The sequence below is a fragment of the Microbacterium sp. FW305-3-2-15-F-LB2 genome, assembly GCF_058787255.1.
Genome location: NZ_JBYSZO010000001.1, coordinates 2,880,237 through 2,902,297 on the forward strand (window position 1 = coordinate 2,880,237; position 22,061 = coordinate 2,902,297).

19 protein-coding genes are annotated in these 22,061 nt (G+C 71.5%); 10 read left to right on the forward strand and 9 right to left on the reverse strand.

From position 1 onward, the window contains the following. Nucleotides 1–15: 15 nt before the first annotated feature. From araA to AC3WLZ_RS14020, 4 genes are all read right to left on the reverse strand, one after another. Complete coding sequence (gene araA, locus AC3WLZ_RS14005) at nt 16–1,527, reverse strand: L-arabinose isomerase (RefSeq protein ID WP_492470440.1); 1,512 nt, start codon at nt 1,525–1,527, stop codon at nt 16–18. Between the two features lie 20 nt (nt 1,528–1,547). Further along, the gene (locus AC3WLZ_RS14010) at nt 1,548–3,119 is read right to left on the reverse strand and encodes a xylulokinase (RefSeq protein WP_492470441.1); all 1,572 of its coding nucleotides are present in this window, start codon (nt 3,117–3,119) and stop codon (nt 1,548–1,550) included. Further along, nucleotides 3,116–3,835 carry an L-ribulose-5-phosphate 4-epimerase gene (locus AC3WLZ_RS14015; RefSeq protein ID WP_492470442.1) on the reverse strand — a complete coding sequence of 240 codons (720 nt, stop codon included), beginning with the start codon at nt 3,833–3,835 and terminating at the stop codon, nt 3,116–3,118. Before AC3WLZ_RS14015 ends, AC3WLZ_RS14010 begins: the two co-directional genes overlap by 4 nt. Before the next feature lie 245 nt (nt 3,836–4,080). Beyond that, the gene (locus tag AC3WLZ_RS14020) at nt 4,081–5,049 is read right to left on the reverse strand and encodes a LacI family DNA-binding transcriptional regulator (protein ID WP_492470443.1); all 969 of its coding nucleotides are present in this window, start codon (nt 5,047–5,049) and stop codon (nt 4,081–4,083) included. A 65-nt stretch (nt 5,050–5,114) separates the two neighbouring features. Here AC3WLZ_RS14020 and AC3WLZ_RS14025 point away from each other — a divergent pair, with 65 nt between their 5' ends. Beyond that, a complete protein-coding gene (locus AC3WLZ_RS14025) occupies nt 5,115–5,900 on the forward strand; it encodes a hypothetical protein (protein ID WP_492470445.1) in 786 nt (261 codons plus the stop codon). Nucleotides 5,901–6,000: 100 nt separating this feature from the next. Here the strand turns inward: AC3WLZ_RS14025 and xylB are convergent, their stop codons facing one another. The 4 genes from xylB to AC3WLZ_RS14045 all read right to left on the reverse strand — a co-directional run bounded on the left by xylB (nt 6,001) and on the right by AC3WLZ_RS14045 (nt 10,261). Further along, nucleotides 6,001–7,392 (reverse strand): xylulokinase, encoded by a 1,392-nt coding sequence (xylB, locus tag AC3WLZ_RS14030; RefSeq protein WP_492470446.1) that lies wholly within the window; start codon nt 7,390–7,392, stop codon nt 6,001–6,003. Between the two features lie 146 nt (nt 7,393–7,538). Then, complete coding sequence (gene xylA / locus AC3WLZ_RS14035; protein WP_492470447.1) at nt 7,539–8,726, reverse strand: xylose isomerase; 1,188 nt, start codon at nt 8,724–8,726, stop codon at nt 7,539–7,541. Nucleotides 8,727–8,827: 101 nt separating this feature from the next. Next, nucleotides 8,828–9,724: a lipase family alpha/beta hydrolase gene (locus tag AC3WLZ_RS14040; protein WP_492470448.1), complete on the reverse strand. Its 897-nt coding sequence runs from the start codon at nt 9,722–9,724 to the stop codon at nt 8,828–8,830. A gap of 51 nt (nt 9,725–9,775) precedes the next feature. Further along, nucleotides 9,776–10,261, reverse strand: coding sequence for a glutathione peroxidase (locus AC3WLZ_RS14045; protein WP_412925527.1), 486 nt, complete (start codon nt 10,259–10,261; stop codon nt 9,776–9,778). 195 nt (nt 10,262–10,456) lie between these two features. Here AC3WLZ_RS14045 and AC3WLZ_RS14050 point away from each other — a divergent pair, with 195 nt between their 5' ends. From AC3WLZ_RS14050 to AC3WLZ_RS14065, 4 genes are all read left to right on the forward strand, one after another. Then, nucleotides 10,457–11,614, forward strand: a complete 1,158-nt coding sequence (locus tag AC3WLZ_RS14050; protein WP_492470449.1) for an ROK family transcriptional regulator — start codon at nt 10,457–10,459, stop codon at nt 11,612–11,614. Between the two features lie 40 nt (nt 11,615–11,654). After that, nucleotides 11,655–12,908: a D-arabinono-1,4-lactone oxidase gene (locus AC3WLZ_RS14055; protein WP_492470450.1), complete on the forward strand. Its 1,254-nt coding sequence runs from the start codon at nt 11,655–11,657 to the stop codon at nt 12,906–12,908. A gap of 133 nt (nt 12,909–13,041) precedes the next feature. After that, the gene (locus AC3WLZ_RS14060; RefSeq protein ID WP_412925530.1) at nt 13,042–13,671 is read left to right on the forward strand and encodes a DUF1345 domain-containing protein; all 630 of its coding nucleotides are present in this window, start codon (nt 13,042–13,044) and stop codon (nt 13,669–13,671) included. 209 nt (nt 13,672–13,880) lie between these two features. Beyond that, nucleotides 13,881–15,029, forward strand: coding sequence for a nucleotidyltransferase family protein (locus tag AC3WLZ_RS14065; RefSeq protein ID WP_492470451.1), 1,149 nt, complete (start codon nt 13,881–13,883; stop codon nt 15,027–15,029). A gap of 5 nt (nt 15,030–15,034) precedes the next feature. Here the strand turns inward: AC3WLZ_RS14065 and AC3WLZ_RS14070 are convergent, their stop codons facing one another. Beyond that, entirely contained in the window at nt 15,035–16,354 is a 1,320-nt protein-coding gene (locus AC3WLZ_RS14070; protein WP_492470452.1) for an O-antigen ligase family protein, read from the reverse strand. Between the two features lie 31 nt (nt 16,355–16,385). Here AC3WLZ_RS14070 and AC3WLZ_RS14075 point away from each other — a divergent pair, with 31 nt between their 5' ends. The 5 genes from AC3WLZ_RS14075 (at nt 16,386) to AC3WLZ_RS14095 (ending at nt 21,944) form a co-directional block, all read left to right on the forward strand. Beyond that, entirely contained in the window at nt 16,386–17,825 is a 1,440-nt protein-coding gene (locus AC3WLZ_RS14075; protein WP_492470453.1) for an oligosaccharide flippase family protein, read from the forward strand. A 67-nt stretch (nt 17,826–17,892) separates the two neighbouring features. Next, on the forward strand, nt 17,893–18,813 hold the full coding sequence (locus AC3WLZ_RS14080) for an NAD-dependent epimerase/dehydratase family protein (protein WP_492470454.1): 921 nt from the start codon (nt 17,893–17,895) through the stop codon (nt 18,811–18,813). Beyond that, nucleotides 18,810–19,913, forward strand: a complete 1,104-nt coding sequence (locus AC3WLZ_RS14085; RefSeq protein ID WP_492470455.1) for a glycosyltransferase — start codon at nt 18,810–18,812, stop codon at nt 19,911–19,913. The genes AC3WLZ_RS14080 and AC3WLZ_RS14085 overlap by 4 nt, the downstream gene beginning before the upstream one ends. Further along, nucleotides 19,910–21,016 carry a glycosyltransferase family 4 protein gene (locus AC3WLZ_RS14090; protein WP_492470456.1) on the forward strand — a complete coding sequence of 369 codons (1,107 nt, stop codon included), beginning with the start codon at nt 19,910–19,912 and terminating at the stop codon, nt 21,014–21,016. The genes AC3WLZ_RS14085 and AC3WLZ_RS14090 overlap by 4 nt, the downstream gene beginning before the upstream one ends. A gap of 25 nt (nt 21,017–21,041) precedes the next feature. Continuing rightward, entirely contained in the window at nt 21,042–21,944 is a 903-nt protein-coding gene (locus tag AC3WLZ_RS14095) for an SDR family oxidoreductase (protein ID WP_492470457.1), read from the forward strand. Nucleotides 21,945–22,061: the final 117 nt, after the last annotated feature.

Consider the following 22,061-nt stretch of genomic DNA (forward strand, 5'->3'; position numbering starts at 1 on the left):
CCGGGGCGGCGGGGATCAGATGCCCTGGGCCAGGCGGTAGTACGCCTGGTTCCAGCGCAGCTCGCTCTGGAAGCCGCGGACCGTGGTGTCCTCGTCGATGACGACGAGCTCGGTCTTGGCGATCTCGGCGAAGTCGCGGAACACCTCGATGCCCACGGCCGTGGTCATCACGGTGTGGTGCGCGGCGCCGGCGGCGAGCCAGCACGCGGCGGAGGTCGCGAAGTCGGGCGCCGGCTTCCACACGGCGCGGCCGACGGGGAGCTTGGGCAGGTCGGGAGCCTCGACGTTCTCGACGACGTTCGCGGTGAGGCGGAAGCGGTCGCGCATGTCGCTCAGCGCCACGACGAGCGCGGGGCCCGGGTCGGCGGTGAAGACCAGGCGCACCGGGTCCTCCTTGCCGCCGATGCCGAGCTCGTGGATCTCCAGGCGCGGCTTCTTCGTGGTGAGCGACGGCGAGACCTCGAGCATGTGCGCGCCGAGGATGCGCTCGTTGCCGGGGACGAGGTCGTAGGTGTAGTCCTCCATGAGCGACGCACCACCGGGGAGGCCCGCGCCCATGACGTTCGCGACGCGCACGAGGATCGCCGTCTTCCAGTCGCCCTCGGCGCCGAAGCCGTAGCCCTCGGCCATGAGGCGCTGCACCGCGAGGCCCGGCAGCTGCTTCAGCGCACCGAGGTCTTCGAACGACGTGGTGAAGGCGCCGAAGCCGCCCTCTTCGAGGAAGGAACGCAGGCCGAGCTCGATCGCGGCGCCGTCACGCAGCGACTGGTGGCGCGCGCCGCCGGGAAGCAGCTCGTCGACCACGTCGTAGCTGTCGATGTACTCCTGCACGAGCGCGTCGATGTCGGCATCCACGGCCTTCTCGACGGCCTCGACGAGCTCGTTGACGCCCCACGTGTTGACCTGCACGCCGAAACGCAGCTCGGCCTCGGTCTTGTCGCCCTCGGTGACGGCGACGAAGCGCATGTTGTCACCGAAGCGGGCGAGCTTGAGGGTGCGGGCGGCGGTCCAGCCGGCGGCGGCGCGCTCCCAGTCCTCGATCTGCTGACGAACCGCGGGGTTCGACACGTGTCCGACGACGGTCTTGCGCGCGACGCCGAGGCGCGTCTGGATGTACCCGAACTCGCGATCGCCGTGGGCGGCCTGGTTGAGGTTCATGAAGTCGAAGTCGATGTCGTTCCACGGCAGCTCGACGTTCGCCTGCGTGTGCAGGTGCAGCAGCGGCTTCTGCAGGGCGTCGAGGCCTGCGATCCACATCTTGGCGGGGCTGAAGGTGTGCATCCACGCGATGACGCCGATGACGTCGTCGCGGCCGTTGACCTCGAGGGCCATGCGGCGGATGCTGTCGGAGTCCTTCAGCACGGGCTTCCAGACGACCTTCACGGGGAGGCCGGCGAGGCCCTCGACGACGGCCTGCGACTGCTCGGCGACCTGCTTCAGGGTCTCCTCGCCGTAGAGGTTCTGGCTGCCGGTGACGAACCAGACTTCGTAGCCGTCGAGGTCGTTCTTGAGCTTCGTGCGGGTCATGACTGTTCCTTTTCGAGTGATCAGAGGGATGCCACGGCGGCCGCCTCGACGGCGAGTCCGGCGCGGTAGCGGTCGAGGTAGGCCGAGAAGCCGGCGACGTCCGCCGGCTCGGGGTCGGCGGTGGTGATGGGCGCGTCGGCGAAGACGGCGTCGCGGAGGTACGCGTCGAGGTCGCGGCCCGCGCCCTCGGCGACGTAGGCAGCGAGCACGGCCATGCCCCACGCGCCGCCCTCGGAGGCGGTCTCGGCGACCGCGACGGGGGCGTCGAGCGCCGCCGCGAGGAAGCGCTGGGCGACTCCCGCCGTGCGGAACATCCCGCCGTGCGCGTACATCTTGTCGAGGCCGACGCCCTCGGCGTGGAGCACGTCCATGCCGAGCGCGAGCGTGCCGAACACGCCGTACAGCTGCGCCCGCATGAAGTTCGGCAGCGTCAAGCGACTGTCGGGAGTGCGGACCACGAGCGGACGGCCCTCCTCGAGCCCGGCGATCGGCTCCCCGGCGAGGTGGTTGTACGCCAGCAGCCCGCCGGCGTCGGCCTCGCCCTCCAGCGCCGCGGCGAAGAGCGCCGTGTAGGTGGCATCCGGGGTCACGGGCGTGCCCGCCGCGGCGGCGAACGCGGTGAACATGTTCGCCCACGCCGCGAGCTCGCTCGCCCCGTTGTTGCAGTGCACCATCGCCACGGCGTCGCCCGAGGGCGTCGTGACGAGGTCGAGTTCGTGGTGCACCTCGGTGAGCGGCCGCTCCAGCACCACCATCGCGAAGATGCTCGTCCCGGCGCTGACGTTGCCCGTGCGCGGCGCGACGGCGCCCGTCGCGACCATGCCCGTGCCGGCGTCGCCCTCGGGCGGGGCGAACGGGATGCCGTGCTGCAACGCGCCGCTCGGGTCGAGGAGCGCGGCACCCTCGGGCGTGAGACTGCCGGCGTCGGCGCCGGCGACGAGCACCCGGGGCAGCAGGTCGGCGAGCGCCGGGACGCGCCCGGCGGCGAGTGCGTCGTAGCGCGACACGAGCTCGGCGTCGTAGTCGCGGGTCGCCGAGTCGATCGGGAACATGCCCGACGCGTCGCCCACGCCGAGCACCTTCTCGCCCGTGAGCTGCCAGTGGACGTACCCGGCGAGGGTCGTCAGGAAGCGGATCTCGGGCAGATGGGGCTCGGCATCCACGACCGCCTGGTGCAGGTGCGCGATCGACCAGCGGAGCGGAATGTTCACGCCCAGGAGCTCGGTGAGCTCGGCCGCGGCGACACCGGTGTTGGTGTTGCGCCAGGTGCGGAAGGGGGCGAGCAGCTCACCGTCCGCGTCGAACGCGAGGTAGCCGTGCATCATCGCCGACACGCCCATCGCGGCGTACCGCTCGGGCGTCACGCCGTGGCGCTGCTGCGCGTCGGCGACCAGTTCGGCGTAGGCCGCCTGCAGGCCCGACCACACGGCATCCAGCGAGTACGTCCAGAGCTTGTCGGCGTAGACGTTCTCCCACTCGTGGGAGCCGACCGCGAGCACCTCGGCGTTCGGCCCGATGAGGCACGCCTTGATGCGGGTGGAACCGAGCTCGATGCCGAGCGAGGCGCGGCCTTCGGTGATGTGCGCGTTCATCGGCGGTCGTCCGTGCTCTGTCCGTAGACGTTCTGGTAGCGGTTGTAGAGGGCGTCGATCTTGTCCTGCGGGATCGGGATGAGGGGACCGGCCTCGCGCGCGATGTGCACGGTGCGGGCCACGTCCTCGAGCATGACGGCGGCCTTAACGGCATCCTTGGCGTTCGTGCCGATCGTGAAGGGACCGTGGTTCTGCATGATCACGCCGCGCGAACGGTGACCGCGCAGGGTCTCGACGATGCCGCGGCCGATCGAGTCGTCGCCGATGATCGCGAAGGGACCGACCGGGATCGGTCCGCCGAACTCGTCGGCCATCGCCGTGATGACGCAGGGGATCTCTTCGCCCCGGGCCGCCCACGCGACGCCGTACGTGGAGTGCGTGTGCACGACGCCGCCGACCTCGGGCATGTTCCGGTACACGTAGGCGTGCGCGGCGGTGTCGCTGGAGGGGCTGCGCTCGCTGCCGGGGGTGCCGGGGATCGCGTTGCCGTCGAGGTCGCAGAGGATCATGTTCTCGGGCGCCAGGTCGTCGTACGAGACGCCCGACGGCTTGATGACGAACAGGTCGGCCCCGGGCACGCGGCCCGAGACATTGCCCCCGGTCCAGACGATGAGGTTGTACCGCACGAGCTCGGCGTGCAGTTTCGCGACGTCGACGCGGACGGCGTCGATCGCCTCCTGCAGGTCGGGGGCGAACGGGGGTGCGGCGTCGGACACGCGGGTCTCCTTCGACTCAGTCGGGCGGGCGCCGTCGCTGCGGCACAGGGTTCATGTTACCGGTAACATCCCCGTCTTGGCGACCCCCGGATGCCGTCGTCTTCCGGCTGCGCGCGGGCCGAACTCCGGAGTTTTCGACCGGCCGGGCCGACCGGTGCGCGGTTTTCCGCGGGGCACGCGGGCGGACGGTGCGGAATCTCCGGAGTTTCGCCCGGTCATCCGGGGAGCCGCAGCTTCTCCCGCTGTCAGCGCGGCGCGGCGGTCGAGGCCCGCGTCACCAGCACGGGCTGCGCGGGAGCCGCGGGTTCGTCACCGAGAACCCGCGCCACGGCCTCGGCGGCTTCACCTTCGACGTCCAGGCGGACCGTCGTGAGCGCGGGCGCGTAGAAGGCGGCATCCGGGTTGTCGTCGAAACCGGCGACCGAGACGTCTTCCGGCACCGCCAGCCCGCGCGCGGCGAGGCCCGCCATGAGTCCGAGAGCCATCTGGTCGTTGGCGACGGCCACAGCCGTGGCGCCCGCGCGCACGAGGTCGGCGACGACATCGGCGACCGCTGATCCGGACGCGGCGCTCCAGTCCCCCTCGACCCGCCCGTCCCGGACGAGCCCGCGCCGGGCCACGGCGTCGGCGACACCGCCCGTGCGAGCGAGAGCCTCGCGCCAGTCCGCGGGGCCGGCCACCTCGACGATGCGGCGATGTCCGAGGTCGGCGAGATGATCCACGACGAGGGCGGCCGCGGAACGCTGGCGGATCCCCGACTCGCCGTACAGCGGCACGAGCGGCACGTCGTACCCCTCGAGAGGAGTGGACCCGTGCGCGGCGACGAGCACGATGCCGTCGACCCCCTGGTCGAGCAGACGGCGGACGGCGGCGTCGATGTCGGCTGGGTCGTCCGAGTCGGTGTACGCGGTAGAGATCCACCGGCCGCGCGCCCGCGCCGCTCGCTCGAGCGCCGCGATGCCCGCCGACGGGCCGTGCAGAACGGCGTCGGATGCCACCACCCCGACGGTCCGCGTGAGGCTCGTACCCAGCGCGCGCGCCGCGTTGTTGACGCGGTAGTCGAGCGCGGCGACCGCCTCGAGGACGCGCTCGCGCGTGGCATCCCGGATGCCGGGATACCCGTTCAGCACGCGAGAGACGGTCTGCGTCGAAACGCCGGCAGCGTCGGCGACGTCGCGCATGCCCGTGCGCTTCGCCCCGCCGTCGCTGCTCATGGTCCCTCACAGTAGCGGCGCGCAACCCCCTCGGCGTGCGCCCGCTCGCGCGGTGCGATGGCGGTATGACCTCGACACCCCGCGTCCCGCGACCGTCGCGCACGCCTGTCTCGGCGACGATCGGGGCTGCCCTCGGACGCGGGTTCGCCGCTGTCCAACGCCTCCGGCATCCGCGTCCGATCCACAGTCGCGGAATCGTGTTGCGCGGAGAGATCCGGTGGATTCCGGATGCCACACCGGCCGGCCTCTCCTGGATCGACGACGCGCCGACGGAGGCCCGGCCGGTCGTGGCACGTGTCTCGCGGTCGATCGGTCTTCCCGCGCCCCTCCCCGACATCCTCGGGCTGGCGTTGCGCGTCGACGACGCCGACATCGAGTTCGCCTCGACCGGCTGGCTCGTGCCGGGGCGCTTCGCCCTGCTCCCCCGGCGGCGGGCCGAGCGTGCGACGTTCGGCATCCTGCTCCCCTACCGAGGCACACGTGGCCCCGTGCTCCTGGGCGCGCGGACCCTGTGGGGACGACCGCCGGCGACGGATCCGCGAGCACTGCAGGGCCCCGACATGTCGCCGGACGTGTGGAGGCTCGGCCTCTTCCACGCGACTCCGGGCGGGCCCTGGCATCCGTTCGGGCTTCTGGAACTGCGCCTCGCTCCCGATCAGGACGACCGCGCGTTGCGCTTCGACGCGGTCCGGCGACCGCTCCCCGGCGCACGGACATACGCCTGGGTGCGGTCGATCCGCCAGCCGTCGTATCTCCGCGTGCAGAGCGCAGCCCCGCCCCCGGCGCCGACAAAGGCCGAGGCCGGGGTCGAGGTCGGGGTGCCGTTGGACGCCGAGACTTCATCGCGCTGACAACACGCCGGCAGGCCGCTGCGGTGATGTCAGCGCAATGAAGTCTCGCGGCCCTAAACCCGGCGCGGACGCGGCCGAACCCCGGCGCGGACGCGGGCCGCTACTCGGTCGCGCGGAGCGTGGCGACCTCGTCGTAACGGCGTCGGATTTCGTGGCGGAAGTCGGGGTCGACGGCGCGGGCGGTGGCCACGGTCCAGTCGACCGGGCCCCCGGCGAGCACTCCCGCGGCCTGGCGCGCCGCGCCGAGCGCGACGTACTCACCCGCGGCGGGGACGACGATCTCGGCGTCGAACACCTGCGCGGCGATGCGCGCGACGGCCTCGTTCGCGGCGGCACCGCCGATGAGCAGCACACGCCGCACCTCGACGCCCTGCGCCTGGATCGCCTCGAGCCCGACGGCCAGACCGCTGAGCATGCCTTCGATCGCCGCGCGCGCGAAGTTCGCACGGTTGGTGGATGCCAGGGTCAGGCCCGTGAGCGACGCCTGCGCCTGCGGCAGGTTGGGCGTGCGCTCCCCCTCGAACCACGGCACGAGGACGACCCCGCCGGCGCCCGGCTCGGCCTGCAGGGCGAGGGCGCCGAGCTCGTCGTGCGAGACGGCGAGCAGCCCGGCGAAAGCGTCCAGGACCCGGGCCGCGTTGAGCGTCGCCACGAGCGGGAGGAAGCGACCCGTCGCGTCCGCGAACCCGGCGACGGTGCCGGAGGTATCGCGGACGACGTGGTCGGTGACGGCGAAGACCGTGCCGGAGGTGCCGAGCGAGACCACGACGTCGCCGACGCCCGCACCGAGACCGAGCGCGGCGCCGGCGTTGTCACCGGCGCCGGGACCGACGAGCGCCCCGCCGGGCAGCGCACCCGCGCTCTCCCACGGCTCGAGCACGCGCGGGAGCACGGCGTCGTGTCCGAGCGCGCGCACGAGCAGCTCGCGGTCGTAGCCGTCCGCGCCCCAGTACGCGGTGCCCGAGGCATCCGAACGGTCGGTCGTGAGCTCGGTGAAGTCGGCGTTCCCGGGACCGAACCCGCGCAGGCGCCAGGTGAGCCAATCGTGCGGCAGCGCCACGGCCGCGACGCGCGCGGCGTTCTCGGGCTCGGCGTCCCGCAGCCACCGGAGCTTCGTCGCGGTGAACGAGGCCACGGGCACGACGCCCGTCCTCTCCGCGTACACGTCGGCCCCGACCTCGGCGATGAGGTCGGCAGCGGCCTGAGCCGAGCGGGTGTCGTTCCACAGCAGCGCGTCGCGGATGACCCGCCCGCCCTCGTCGAGCGCGACCATGCCGTGCTGCTGCCCCGCGATCGAGATCGCCGCGACGTCGTCGAGGCCCCCCGCCTGGGCGATGGCATCCCCCAGCGCGATCCACCACGCCTCCGGATCCACGGAGGTTCCCGCGGGGTGCGATGCGCGACCCTCGCGGACCACGCGGCCGGTCTCGGCGTCGACGACGACCACCTTGCACGACTGCGTCGACGAATCGACACCTGCGACGAGCGCCATGCTCACTCCTTCTGTCTTCGCCGCTCCGGTGCGGCATCCCGTTCAGTGTCCAAGACACGCCGTCTCACGGGGAGGCGATGCGGCGTGTCTTGGACACTCGACGGAAGGGAAGGGCCCGGATGCCATGGCATCCGGGCCCCGAGAACTCAGCGCGCGCCGAGCAGGTGCTCGGTTGCGAGCTGCTGCAGACGGACGAAGCCGAAGCCCTTGCCACCCAGGTACGCGTCGGTGTCGAAGTCCTCGTAGGCCGAGCGATCGGCGAGGAAGTCGTCGTACGACTCGCCCTCGTTCAGCGTCGGCTGCGCGAGCTCGAGCACCTTGGCGGCCTCGAGGGCCTCCTGCACCTCGGGGTCGGCGCGGAACGCCGCGACGCGCTCCTTGAGCAGCAGGTAGGTGTTCATGTTGGCCGAGACCGAGTCCCAGACGCCCGACTCGTCCTCGGTGCGCGAGGGCTTGTAGTCGAAGTGGCGGGGGCCGTCGTACGCGGGCACACCACCGGGGCCGCCGTTTTCGAGCAGGTCGACGAGCGCGAAGGCGTTGTGCAGGTCGCCGTGGCCGAACACGAGGTCCTGGTCGTACTTGATGCCGCGCTGACCGTTGAGGTCGATGTGGAAGAGCTTGCCGTGGTACAGCGCCTGCGCGATGCCGGCGGCGAAGTTCAGCCCGGCCATCTGCTCGTGGCCGACCTCGGGGTTCAGACCCACCAGTTCGGGACGCTCGAGCGAGTCGATGAACGCGATCGCGTGGCCGAGGGTCGGCAGCAGGATGTCGCCGCGGGGCTCGTTGGGCTTCGGCTCGATGGCGAAGCGGATGTCGTAGCCCTTGTCGGTGACGTAGTCGCCGAGGAGGTTGACGGCCTCGCGGTAGCGCTCGAGCGCCTGGCGGATGTCCTTCGCGGAGTCGTACTCGGCGCCCTCGCGGCCGCCCCACATGACGAACGTCTTCGCACCGAGCTCGGCGGCGAGGTCGAGGTTGCGGAGCACCTTGCGGAGAGCGAAACGACGCACCTGACGGTCGTTCGAGGTGAAGCCGCCGTCCTTGAAGACCGGGGCGGAGAAGAGGTTGGTCGTGACCATCGGGGTGATGAGGCCCGTGGCATCCAGGGCGCCCTTCAGACGGTCGATCTGCGTCTGGCGCTCTGCGTCGGTCGAGCCGAACGCGAACAGGTCGTCGTCGTGGAACGTCAGGCCGTAGGCGCCGAGTTCGGCGAGCTTCTCGACGACGTGGACGACATCGAGCGGCTTGCGGGTCGGTCCGCCGAACGGGTCGGTGCCGTTGTATCCGACGGTCCAGAGACCGAACGAGAACTTGTCGTCACGGGTGGGGGTGGGCATTCCTGCTCCTTCGCATGGATGCGCACGGTTGATCGCCGACGCACGGGGTTTTGTTGGTTCTCACAACATATACCCCGGATGCCATCGAGTCCAGCGCCTCGCTAGAGCTCGAGGGCGGCGTCCACGACAGCGAAGACCGCCGGGTCCCACGTCAGTGCGCGTTCCCACGGCAGGCCGAACCCGTCGGCGAAGAAGATGCTGTGCACGTGGTCGGGGAACGAGTGCCGCTCGACCCGGGGCAGGACCGCGGCGGGAACCTCGTCGGCGCGTCCGCTCGTGAGCGAGACGAGACCGTCGTGCGGCCACAGCTGCCGGGGCTCGGTCGCCCCGGCGAAGTACCCCGCCCCGATCGCGGTGACCGGGATGCCGTCGAGCACCCCCGCCTGCCGGTCGTTCCACCCGCGGAGGAACCGGCGCGACACCTCCGCAGCTGCGCCCTGGGAGTTGGCGTCGGCGTAGGGCCGCGCCTCCGCGAAGATCTGCAGCGTCGCCGAGTCGCCGTGCGCGTCGTCCTCGGAGATCTCACCGTCGAGGAGGTCGCCGAGCACCGAACCGTCCCACGGCGTGCCGAGCGTCACGAGCCGCTCGACGCGGGGGCTGTCGCCACCCCGCTCCCGGATCGCGGCCCGCGAGAACAGCCCGCCCATCGAGTGACCGACGAGCGCGACGCTCTCCACGCCCTCCTCGGCGGCGAGGTGGCGGAGGAACCCCGCGAGCGCGACCCCCGCGTCGTCGACGCGGCCCACGGCGTTGATCGTGACCTCGGCCGGCAGCACGACCGGCACGTCGGCGAAGCCCTGCCACCCGGCATCCTCTCGCACCTCTCCCGCACCGATGCGCGCCGGAGCGGTGAAGACCCGGATGCCTCGGTCGAGGAAGTGCGCGCGCAGGGCGGTCATGGTGTTGCCCGCCGCGAGCCCGGTCGCGGCCGCGTGCGCGGGGTCGGTGTACGGGGTGACGGCGGCTCCGCCGGAGACGAGGACGACGGCATCGATCATGCGCTCAGGGTACCGATCTGCGCACCCGCATCGAGTGCCGGCCACCGCGGATCAGTGCGGCAGCGACTCCTCGATCGCGGCGACGACCTCGGGGGCGTCGGGCTGAGTGCGCGGGCTGAAGCGCACGACGCGGCCATCGGGGAAGACGACGAACTTCTCGAAGTTCCACGAGATGCGGCCCGTCTTGCCTTCGGCATCCGGAGTCTGGGTGAGCTCCTTGTACAGCGGGTGGGCGCTCCGCCCGTTGACCTTGACCTTCTCGGACATCGGGAAGGTCACGCCCCACGTGGCCGAGCAGTATTCGGCGATCTTCTCTTCGTCGCTCAGCTCCTGCAGGAACTGATTGCTGGGAAAGCCGATCACCGTGAAACCGCGGTCGGCGTACTTCTTGTGCAGCGCCTCGAGCGCTTCGTACTGCGGCGCGAGGCCGCAGCGCGAGGCGACGTTGACGACGAGCGCCGCCTTGCCTTCGGTCAAGGCGCCGAAGGTTGTCTGTTCGCCACGGATGGTGGTGATCGGGATGCCGGAGAGGTCCATGCTCCGATTTTGGCACCGGGTGCTTATGTCTGTGCCTCATTCCGAGAAACGCGTTCTGCACCGGGAAACGCGTTCGGCGAGCGGTTCCCCGTGCAGGGCGCGTTCATCGCGTGGGCACGGAGGTACCAGAGGCACGAGACACGAGGGCGGGCACGCCGCACGGCGCCGGGCACGCACGCATGGCACAGTGGTCGGATGGTCACCGCGAGCAGGGGCGACGGCATGCGCCGCGCCAATCTCGCGCTCGTGCTGCGCACCGTGCACCGTGAGGGTCCCCGCTCGCGCGCCGCGCTGACCGAGGCGACGGGTCTGAACCGCTCGACGATCGCCGACCTGGTCGGTGAGCTCGTGAGCGACGGCCTCGTCGTGGAGCGCGCCCCCGACCCGGTCGGCCGCGTCGGCCGCCCTTCGCCGACGGTCGCCCCGGATCCGCGGGTCGTCGCCATCGGCGTCAACCCCGAGGTCGATGCGCTCGACATCGGCGCCTTCGCGCTGGACGGCACGCCCGTCGCGCGCGAGCGCCTCCCCCAGACCCGGCTGCTCACTCCCGAGCGCACCGCCGAACTCGTCGGCGAGCGCCTCGCCGCCTGGGGCCGCGGCCCCCTCCGCGGGCGCCGCATTGTCGGCGTGGGCGTCGCCGTGCCCGGCCCCGTGCGCGCCGCCGACGGTCTCGTCCGCACCGCCCCGCACCTGGAGTGGACGGATGCCGCGATCGGCGACCTCGTCACGGCGGCGACGGGATTGCCGGCCCGCGTCGGCAACGACGCCGCGCTCGGCGCGCTGGCCGAGTACCTCTTCGGCGCTGCGCGCGGAGCGCACGACGTCGTCTACCTCAACGGCGGCGCGAGCGGCATCGGCGGCGCCGTGATCGTGGGCGGAGTGCCGCTGGGCGGTGCTGGCGGCTACGCGGGGGAATTCGGACAGAACCGCCCGGGAATCGTCGACGCCGCCGATCGCCGCGCGGCCGACGGTGTGCTCGAGGACGAAGTGAGCCGCGCACGGCTCCTGTCCGCCCTGCATCTGGATGCCGTGGACGACACCGTCCTCGCCCGGGCCCTGGCGTCCAGCGACGACCCGGGGGTGCGCGCCGAGGCGGCACGCCAGCGACGGATCCTCGCGACCGCGCTCGCGAACGCCGCGAACGTGCTGAATCCCGCCGTCGTCGTGCTCGGCGGTTTCCTCGCCGCCCTCGCCGCGCTCGACGTGGACGGTCTCGATGCCGCGGTCCGCGCTCAGACCATGCCGGCGTGCGCCGAAGACCTGCGGCTACGCGTCGCCGAGCTGGGCGAGAATCGCCTGCTCGTCGGTGCCGCGGAGGCGGTGTTCGAGACCGAGTTGTTCCCCGCGCCGTGATTCGGGCCCGACACGATCCGCGCGGGAGAGGATGGACCCCATGACGCACACCCGCCCCTCCGGCACGAACTGGTCGGGGAACCATCGCTATGGCGCGACCGAGACGTTGCTGCCCACCGACCTCGCCGAACTCGCCGCCGCGATCTCGGCGGCCGAGTCGATCCGCGTGCAGGCGACCCGGCACACGTTCAACGACATCGGCGACACCGACGGCTCCCTGCTCTCGCTCGAGCGCCTGCCCACCCGGATCGCGCTCGACGGCGACCGCGTGCGCGTCGAGGGCCTCGTCACATTCGCGCAGCTCGCACCCGTGCTGGAGGCCGAGGGACGGGCGCTCCACAATCTCGGGTCGCTCCCCCACATCTCGGTCGTCGGCGCGACCGCGACCGGGACCCACGGATCCGGGAGCGCGAACGGCAACCTCTCCAGCGCGGTGGCCGCCCTGGAGATCATGGATGCCGACGGTCAGGCGCACCGCATCGACAGCGAGCACGCGTGGTTCCCGGCGGCGGTCGTCGGCCTCGGGGCGTTCGGCGTCGTCACGGCCGTGGAGCTGCGGACGGACCCGACATACACGGTGACCGCGCAGGCGTTCACCGGCGTCGCGTGGGATGACATCGTCGCCGACCCGAAGCGGCTCTTCGCGAGCGCCCGCAGCGTCAGCGTCTTCACGACGTGGGGAGATCCCGCACACGACCTCGTCTGGATCAAAGAGACGGATGCCGACGCCGAACCGGACTACGTCACCGCCCTCGGCGGGCGTCCGGTCGGCGACGACCTGCACCTCGGCCGCATCCGCACGGTCGGCAACACCACCGAGCGCGGGACGCCCGGCCCCTGGCACACGCGGCTGCCCCACTTCCGTGCGGAGGCCCTCCCGAGCGACGGCGATGAAATCCAGTCGGAGTACTTCGTTCCGCTCGACGCCGCCGCCGACGCCCTCGCGGCGGTGCGGGCCGTGGCATCCGTCATCGATCCCGTTCTTCTGGTGACCGAGCTGCGGACCGTGGCCGCCGACGACCTGTGGCTGAGTCCCGCGTACCGCCGCGACGTCCTCGCGATCCACTTCACCTGGCGCAACGACAACGCCGGCGTGGCGGCGGTCCTGCCGACGATCGAAGCGGCGCTCGCGCCGTTCCAGCCACGACCCCACTGGGGCAAGGCCTTCACGATGCCGGGCGAAACGATCCGCGCCACGCTCCCTCACGCCGACGATTTCGTCGCCGCGGCGCGGGCCGCCGACCCGCGCGGAGTCTTCCGCAACGACTACCTCCGCCGCACGCTCGCCCTCTGACGCCCGACCGCCCACACGCAGCTTCCACCGTCAATGGGGAGGCGCGATATCCCCGTGCGCGTACAGGGCGGTTCCGCTCTCACCGAGCCGACGGCTACACCCCGACCGTCGACGCCGACCGAAGAGGCTCGCCGTGTCGCACATCGCCAGGGAAGCCGGGGTCTCCGTGCTCGTCGGCCTGCTGGTTGCGCTCGTCCCGATCCTGTTCGGCGTGCCCGAACTCGCACCCCTGCTCGGGTGGGCGGTCGCCTCGGCCGTCTTCCTCACCTGGTCATGGACGAGGGCGTGGCCCGCTGATCCGGACCGGACACGCGACCTCGCGTTGTACGAGGGTCGAGGGCGCCGGCTCGTCGACGGGCTCATCATCGCCGCGACGTTGCTCAGCGTGGTGGGCGTGGTGTTGGCGCTCACGCGGAGTCAGCAGAAGGATGCGATCGGCACGGCGTGCGCGATTCTCGCGGTCGTGGGCGTCGTGGCCTCCTGGGCGGTCGTCAACACGGTGTTCGCGTTCAAGTACGCCCGGATGTACTACCACGACGATCGGCATCGCTTCGAGTTCGACCAGGACGAAGACCCCTCGTACAGCGACTTCGCTTACTCGGCGTTCGGTATCGGGATGTCGTACAGCGCGAGCAACGTGACGCACTCGTCCACGCCTTCACGCCGGATCGCCTTCGGCCATGCGCTGTTGTCGTACTTCTTCGGAACCTTCGTCGTGGCGCTCGCGATCAACCTCGTCACCAGCCTCACACAAGTCCGCTGACCGCCCCCGGCGGAGCCGACGGGGAGAGCCGACGGCTTCCCTGCCGAACACCTAGGCCCGGTCGATCCCTGCACGAGGCCGCCGCCCGTTCGGGGTGATGGCGAAGGTGAACGACCGCGGCGGGAGCGATGCGGGGACCCGGGGTCGATCCGAACCGATCGTCTCGCGCGCCAGAGTGGGCGGCACCCGTTCCGTCCTGAAGAGGCCCCATGACCGCTCTCCCTCCCGCCTCGACCGGCTGGGTCGCTATCGCCGCCGGGGCCCTCGACATCGCCGGGTTCGACACGTTCGGCGCGGATGCCGAGATCCTCGTCCTGCCGGCGGAGCCGGGCGAGCCGTTCTGCCTGACCGGAAGCGGCGCCCGGCTGTGGCGGCGGCTGCTGACGCGTGGCCCGGTCACTCCGTTCGGCGAAGAGGAACGGGAGATGCTGGACGCGATGACCGCCCTGGGTATCGCCTCGCGAGACCCGACCCACGCCGCCCGACTCACGCGAGTGGACCGACCGCGGTTGTCCTCCCCCCTGCATGAGCTCGCCTACGCCCTGACGGCGCGGACCGCAGCGGCCCGCGGCATCCCGTGCGTCTTCATCAAAGGGCCCGCCCTGCACCACCAAGGCCTGCGCGAGCGAGAGCACTCCGGTGACGTCGACGTGTGGTGTCCGCCGTCGCGGTGGGACGACCTGGCGGACGCCCTCTCGGCGTGGGGGTGGAGCCGCGAGCCCGACCCGTGGCGGGGGACGTCGATCCATCACACCGCCACGATGATCCCGGGCGAGTGGGGATGCGAGATCGACATCCACCGGCGCGTCCCGGGCCTGACGCTCGCCGACGCCGACGCGTTCGACGCGGTCGTCCGCGGCTCGGAAACGGTCGTGTACGCGGGGGTCGAGGTTCGGATCCCTCGGGTCGAGGTGCACGCCGTCCTCGCCGCGGTGCACACGGTGCGGCCCGAGATCGGTGCGGGACCCCGCTCAGCCGCAGCCTCGACGACCGCGGCCGCCTTGCTGGCCGCCGCGGAGGGCAGCGGCGAGTGGGCGTGCGAACTCGGCGCCGTCCCCGTGCTCGAGCAGGAACTCGCCGGTCTCCTGCCCGAGGAGACGATCGCTCTCCACCGGCACGGCATCCCCCACGACTGGGCGTGGCGCGCCGAACCCGACCGCATCCGCGCGTACTGGAAGGCACTCCTGGGCGAGAGCCTCCCGACGCGCGTTCGGGTGCTGTGGCGATTCGTGTGGCCACCGGAGGACATGGTCCTGACCTCCGCGCGCCATGCGGGCGACAGAGGTGCGTCTCCCGCCGCCGCGCGATGGCGGCGGTTCGTCCGGGGTGTGCGCAACCTCCGCGCCGCGGCACACTGACTCGGTCAGCTCCAACGGCCGCGACGCGCGGCACGTGTGTCCGGGAGGGCACCGTCCACGGCGGCCTGTTCCTGGTCGAGGCGACGGCGGGTGGCGAAGACGAAGAGGGGGACGAGCGTCGAGGCCGACAGCGGCCCCCAGCCGAGGAGGGGGAAAGGCGTCTCCGTGGCCCCGATGGCGAGAAGCCCCACGACCAGGGCGATCCCCGCGACCGACGACGACCGAACCGGATCGGTGACGGCGCCGAAGAGGGCGAACGCGATGACGGCGAGCCAGAACACGAGCACGACCGCGCCACCCTGAACCAGAGTGGTGAGCACGAGGTTGTGCGCGTGGCTGGCGGCGGAGGAGAGCACCTCGCGCAAGACCGGATAGTTGTCGGCGTACCAGTGGGCACCGAGTCCGAACAGGGAGTGGTCGCCGAGCACGCCGCGGTTGTAGATCCAGATGGCCCCGCGGTAGGTGAATGCCTCCGGGTCGGTTTCGACGAACGGGATCCGGATCACGGCGATGAGCGTCCCCGCGGCCCCGATGACGCTGAGGGACAGGAATCCGGCTCTCGGGAGGATTCGGGAGAGGACCACCACGGCGAGCATGGCGCCCGCCCCGATCAGGGCCGTCCGGGAAGAGGTCAGTACCAGGGCCCAGGCCACGACGACCAGGAGGGGCCACCGCACGAGCGCTCGACGCACCAGGAAGATGCACGGCAGGGAGAACGCGAGGAACATCCCGAAGGTGTTCGAGTGCGAGAAGATGCCGGCGAGCAGGGGGGCACCCGTGAGCGACTTGTCGAACGTCCCCGTCCCGCCGGAGATGATCACCTTCGCGGGTACCAGATACGTCGCCACGAGAGAGCCCGCTGCGACGAGGCCGCCGACATAGGCGAGAACGACGAGATCCGCCGGTTTCACCCGCACGCTCACCAGGAGTGCGCCCGCCGCTGACGTGAGAAGGAGTCCCCACGTCGGATTCCGCCCGTGAACGAACTCGTTGGCCGCGAGCATCAGACCCGGCAGAACGACCAGCAGCAGACTCGGCCCGGAGATCCGCGCGTAGAGCACGACGAGAAGGACGGTAGCCGCCGCCACCACCGGAACGATGATGCTGCCGACGTCGTCGATGGCCGCAACGGCGGGGTTCGTGGCGGTCGTGCCCTCCTTGTAGTGCGTCCGGTCGGTCAGCACCGTCTCGATGAGCGGCCCCACCAGCGAGAACGCGCTCAGCAGTAGGACCATGACCCGTCGGGCGACGGGCGAGTCCACTAACCCGCCCCGGGGCGCGGACGGCGCGACGGCCAGGTCGCGCGGACTGACTAGCGTGCTCACGGCCGACACCGTACATGTCCAGGGGAGTCAGATGACCACGACCACCGTCGTCACCGGGCGACGCCGCGGCGCGACCCTCCTCCTCGGCGCGCAGTGGGTGCGCTACCTCTCGCAGCTGCTCGGCATGATCGTGCTCGCGCGTCTGGTGGGCCCGGCCGAGTTCGGCGTGGTCGCCCTGGCGGGAGCCCTCGCCGGGTTCGCCGCGGTGCTCGGCGACTTCGGGCTCAGCATGGCGGCCCTTCGCGCCCCGACGCTCACGTCCGCCCAGCGCACCATGCTGTTCTGGGCCAACACGGTGATCGGGACCCTCGCCACGGCTCTCGTCGTCGTCCTGGCACCGCCGTTCGCCGCGGTCTACGGCAATACGCTCCTCGTCCCCGTGCTCGCGCTGCTCGCCCCGGCCTTCGCGCTCCGCGCGATGAGCGCCCAGTTCCGTGTCGAGCTCAACCGCTCGGGACGACTGGGGCGACTCGCCGCCGCCGAACTCGCGGGCGACCTGACCGGATTGGTGGTCGCCGTCCTGTTCGCCGTGCTCGGCGGCGGGGCGCTCGCCCTCGCCTCACAGGGAACCGTCGCCGCGGCGATCACGCTCCTCGTCGCCGTCGTCCTGACGCCGTGGCACCCCGGGCTCCCCCGCCGAGGTTCCGACATGAAGGGCTTGCTCACTTTCGGGGGGCACACCTTCCTCGTCCACGCACTGAACTACAGTTCGACCGTCGTCGGCACGCTCGCGCTCGGGAAGGTGGCGAACGACCGAACGGTCGGCCTGTTCAATCGGGCGACCCAGTTGGTGAATCTCCCGATCGATCAGCTGATCACTCCGCTCACGCGCGTGGTGATCCCCGCCCTCGCGGACCCCTCGGACCCCACGCCGCTGGATCAGCGCCTGGCGAAGTACCAGACCGTGCTCAGCTACCCCGTGCTGGCGTACCTCAGCCTGTTCGCTGTGACGGCGGAGCCTGCCATCCACCTCGTCTTCGGCGGTCGCTGGGACGACGCGGCCGTCTACGTGCCCGTGCTCGCGATCGGCGCGGTCTTCCAGACCCTCGGTTACCCGCAGTACTGGGCCTTCGTCGCTACGGGCAGGTCCGGCCTTCTGCTGTGGTGCGAGGCGGCCGGACGCGTCCTCATGATCGCGCTGGTGGTCGCGGCTGCGGGCATCGGCCCCCTCGCCATCGCGGCGGCCATGTCGATCGGACAGTTCGCGCTCTGGGTCGCCGCGTTCGTCGTCCTCCCCCGCGCGGGTGTGTCCACGGTCGCGCTGCTGGCGGCCTCGGTGCGCCCGATCGTCGTCTTCTCCGTCGCCGCCGCCGTGGCATCCCTTCTCGACAGGTCGTTCTTCACCCCTCTCGACACGCTCCCCCGGCTGCTCGCGACCGGCGGGTCGTGGGCGATCGTCGTGGGTGTGGCGGTGGCACTCGTGGCCCGCCGCGACCTCTCCTCCCTGTGGGGCGCTGTGCGTCGGCGCTGAGCTGCGAGCCCCCGATCCGTCCGGAAGGCCCCATGCCGCGCAGTGCTCGTTCCTCGGGTGGCCGGTGATGGCGCGGTGCCTCGTCATCGGCGCCAACGGCTTCCTCGGCTCACGGGTGGTCGACGGCCTCGCGGCGGCAGGACACGACGTCACCGGTTTCGACCGGTACAGCGCCGGCGTCCGCGCCTTCGAGACGGCCGATGCCGTCGCCGTGACGGGCGACTTCCTCTCGCCGTCCGACGTGGCGGCCGCGGTCGCGGATGCCGAGTACGTCTTCCACTTCCTCTCGACGACCACGCCGGCCAGCGCTGACCGCGCCCCCACCGTCGACCTGCGCACGAACGTCAGCGCGACCGTCGAGCTGCTGTCGCTGTGCGCGGAGGCCGGAGTGCGACGGGTGTTCTTCGCCTCGAGCGGCGGAGCGATCTACGGTCCCCAACCGCGGCGGGTGTTCACCGAGGACGCGCCCCTGCTGCCCGTCTCTCCCTACGGGATCGGCAAGCTCACCATCGAGCGCTACCTCGACTACTACGCCACGACCGCGGGACTGGACTCCGTCGCCCTGCGCATCTCGAACCCCTACGGGCCGCGGGCCACCACGGCGAAGGGGCAGGGCATCATCCCGATCACGCTCGACCGCATCCGGCGAGGTGAGCCGGCGGTGCAGGTGGGCGACGGGTCGATGGTCCGCGACTACCTCCACGTCGACGACCTGGTCGCCCGCATCATGCGCATGGTCGAGCGGGCTCCGGAGCATCGCGCCTACAACCTCGGCAGCGGGCGCGGGCACTCCGTCGCGGAGGTCTTGGCTGCCGTCCGCGACGTGGTCGGGTACGACTTCGACGTGCTCCGCGTGCCCCAGCCGGCCACCTTCGTCGATCACGTCGTCCTCGACGTGAGCCGCTTCCGTGCCGAGTACGGGCCCGACCGCGATCTCACCCTCACCGAGGGCATCGCCGACACCTGGACGAGGATGACGACCCCATGACGCGGATCCTGCACGTGACCGAGGCGATGGGCAGCGGCGTCCTCAGCCTCGTGGACAGCATGTCCCGTCGGCAGGCGGAGGCGGGCGCCGAGGTGGAGGTGCTCTTCGCCCCCCGCCCAGAGACACCCGACGACGCAGCGCTGCGCGCGAGGTTCGACGACCGCGTGGCCCTCCGGCGGGTGTCGACGGGAGGCCGCCTGCGCGACCTCCGAGCCCTCGCCATCGAGGCCGCGCGAGCCGCGGAGCACGTGGATGCCGTTCACGCGCACTCGAGCATCGCCGGCGCCGTCGTGCGCATCGCGCTGTGGCACGGCATCCCCGCCGAACGCGTGTTCTTCTCCCCTCACGGCTTCGCGTTCCTCCGGCTCGATCTGCCCGCCCCGGTCCGGCACGGCATTCGGCTGCTCGAGACCGTCCTCGCGAAGCGATCGACTCTCGTGCTGACCTCGCCGTCGGAATTCACCGTCGCCGAGGAGGCGCTGCGTCCGCCCCGCGCGCATCTGGTGCAGACCGGGGTGCCCGCCGCGTCGGTGGCGCGCACGGCACGCGCCGCCGACCCGAGCCGCCGTCCGGTCGTCGGCATGATCGGCCGGCTCGTGCACCAGAAGGCGCCCTGGCGTTTCGCCGCCGTCGCCCGCGTTCTCGGCGAGCGCGCCGACTTCGTCTGGATCGGCGGCGGATCCGCCGATGACGAGCGCCGCTGGTTCGGCGACTCCCCGGTGCGCGTGACCGGGTGGGTGTCCCCGGAGGAGCTGGCCGTGCTCGTCGATGCGATGGACGTTCTGCTGTTCCCCTCGCTCTGGGAGGGGATGTCGCTGTCGCTCATCCAGGCGCAGGCGCACGGCATCCCGGCGGTCGTCTCGGATGTCGTGGGAAACCGCGACAGCGTCGAGGACGGCGTCACGGGGTTCGTGTGCGCCGACGACGACGCTCTCCTCACCTCGACGGCGCTGCTCCTGGATGACCCGGCGCTCCGGGAGCGGATGTCCGCCGCCGCTCTGGACTGGGCCCGCCGCGCACTGACCGACGATGCGCTGGGTCGCGACTCGCTCGCGCTGTATCGGCTCGCGGCGGTGCGCGAGGGGGTTCGGGCCCGATGATCGTGATCAATGCCCGCTTCCTGACGCAGCACGTCACCGGCATCCAGCGGTTCGCGTCGGAGATCAGCCGTGAGCTCCTCGCTCTGCGCTCCGACGTGGTGCTCGCTGCTCCCCGTGGGCTGACCGCGCGGGAAGGATTCGACGATCGCCGGATCGTCCGGGTCGGGCGGCTGTCCGGCCATGCGTGGGAACAGATCGAGCTCCCGCTCTTCGCCCGTCACCGCCGGGCCGTGCTGCTGGATCTCACGAGCACGGGCCCGGTCTGGTACGCGCCACAGGTCTCGACGCACCACGACATCACCTGGCTGAGGCATCCGGAGAGCTTCGATCGCCGGTTCCGCGCCGTCTACCGGATGGTCGTGCCCCGCCTCATCGCGCGCAGCGATCGTTTGCTCACCGTCAGCGAGTTCTCGAAGGGCGAGATCGCCACGTTCTTCGACGCGCCGGCCGAGAAATTCACCGTCGTCCCCAATGCCGCCGACGCGCGCTTCCGCCCGGACGGTGAGGCCGCACCGGGCCGCTACCTGCTCGCCGTGTCCTCCCCCAACGCCCACAAGAACTTCGCCCGCATGCTCGCGGCGTTCGCCCGGTTCTCCACCACCCACCCCGACGTCGAGTTGCGCGTCGTGGGGAGTCAGACCCACGCGTTCGCCCGGCAGGAGTACGCCGTCCCCGGGGAGCGCGTGCGCTTCCTCGGACGGATCGACGACGACGAGCTCACCGCGCTGTACCGCGGAGCCCTCGCGTTCGTGTTCCCGTCGCTCTACGAGGGTTTCGGCATCCCCCCGCTGGAGGCGCAGCAGTGCGGGTGCCCGGTCATCGCCGCACGGGCGGCGTCGCTGCCCGAGGTGCTCGACGATTCGGCGCTGTTCATCGACCCGTACGACGTCGACGACATCGCGAACGCAATGACGCGGGTCGTCGAGGACGCGGCGCTGCGCGAGCACCTCTCGCGAGACGGGCTCCGCAACGCCCAGCGGTACTCATGGCGGGCCTCGGCGGAGCGGGTGTCGCGGGTTCTCGACGAGGTCGTGGAGGCCCGACGGCGCACGTCGACGGTGCCGGACGGGTCGCACGGCGTCCGTCAAGGGCGGGCATCGTGACGGGCATCGTGCCTAACGTCGCCCCATGACTTCCGATCGCGACCAGTTCACCTTCGACAACCCCGTCACCCGCTACTCCCGCGTCGAGCCTCCCATCCAGCACCAGCCCGAGCCGGGCGTGCAGGCCGATATGACGCCGGTTCCCGACCTCGGCGAGAAGACCTACCGCGGGCTCGGACGCCTCACCGGCCGCAAGGCCCTCATCACCGGCGGCGACTCGGGCATCGGCGGCGCGGTCGCGATCGCGTTCGCGCGCGAGGGAGCCGACGTGGCGATCGTCCACCTGCCCGACGAACAGCGCGACGCCGATCACGTGCTCGCGCAGATCCGGGATGCCGGCCGCACCGGCGTCTCGATCGCGACCGACATCACCGATCCCGACGCGTGCCGCGCCCTCGTCGCCGAGGCGGTCGAGGCGCTCGGCGGGCTCGACATCGTCGTCAACAACGCCGGGAAGCAGGTCATGGTCGAGAAGGTCGACGACCTCTCGGACGAGCAGTTCGAGCTGACCTTCCGCACGAACGTGTTCGCCCCGTTCTGGATCACCAAAGCCGCGCTCCCGCACCTGCCCGAGGGCGCGACCATCATCAACACCGCATCGCTCGAGGCCTACGTGCCCGCCCCCGACCGTCTCGACTACGCCGCGACGAAGGCGGCCATCAACAACCTGTCGAAGGGGCTCGCTCAGCAGCTGGCACCCCGAGGCATCCGGGTCAACGTCGTCGCTCCGGGGCCGACGTGGTCGGCGCTGCAGGTGAGCCAGGGCGTCTCGGACGACCAGATGGAGCACTTCGACGACGAGAGCACCTACCAGCGCGCGGGCCAGCCCGCCGAGATCGCGCCGGCATTCGTCTTCCTGGCCTCGGCGGAATCCAGCTACGTCTCGGGCGAGACCCTGAACGTCAACGGCGGCATGGTCACGCCGTAGCCCTCGCGGCGGGCGCGCCGTCGGCGGCCCCCTCGTCCCACTTGCGGCGGACCATGTCCCACTTGTGGCGGACCATGTCCCACTTGTTGCTGCCTGAGGGCCCCGCAACTGACCACA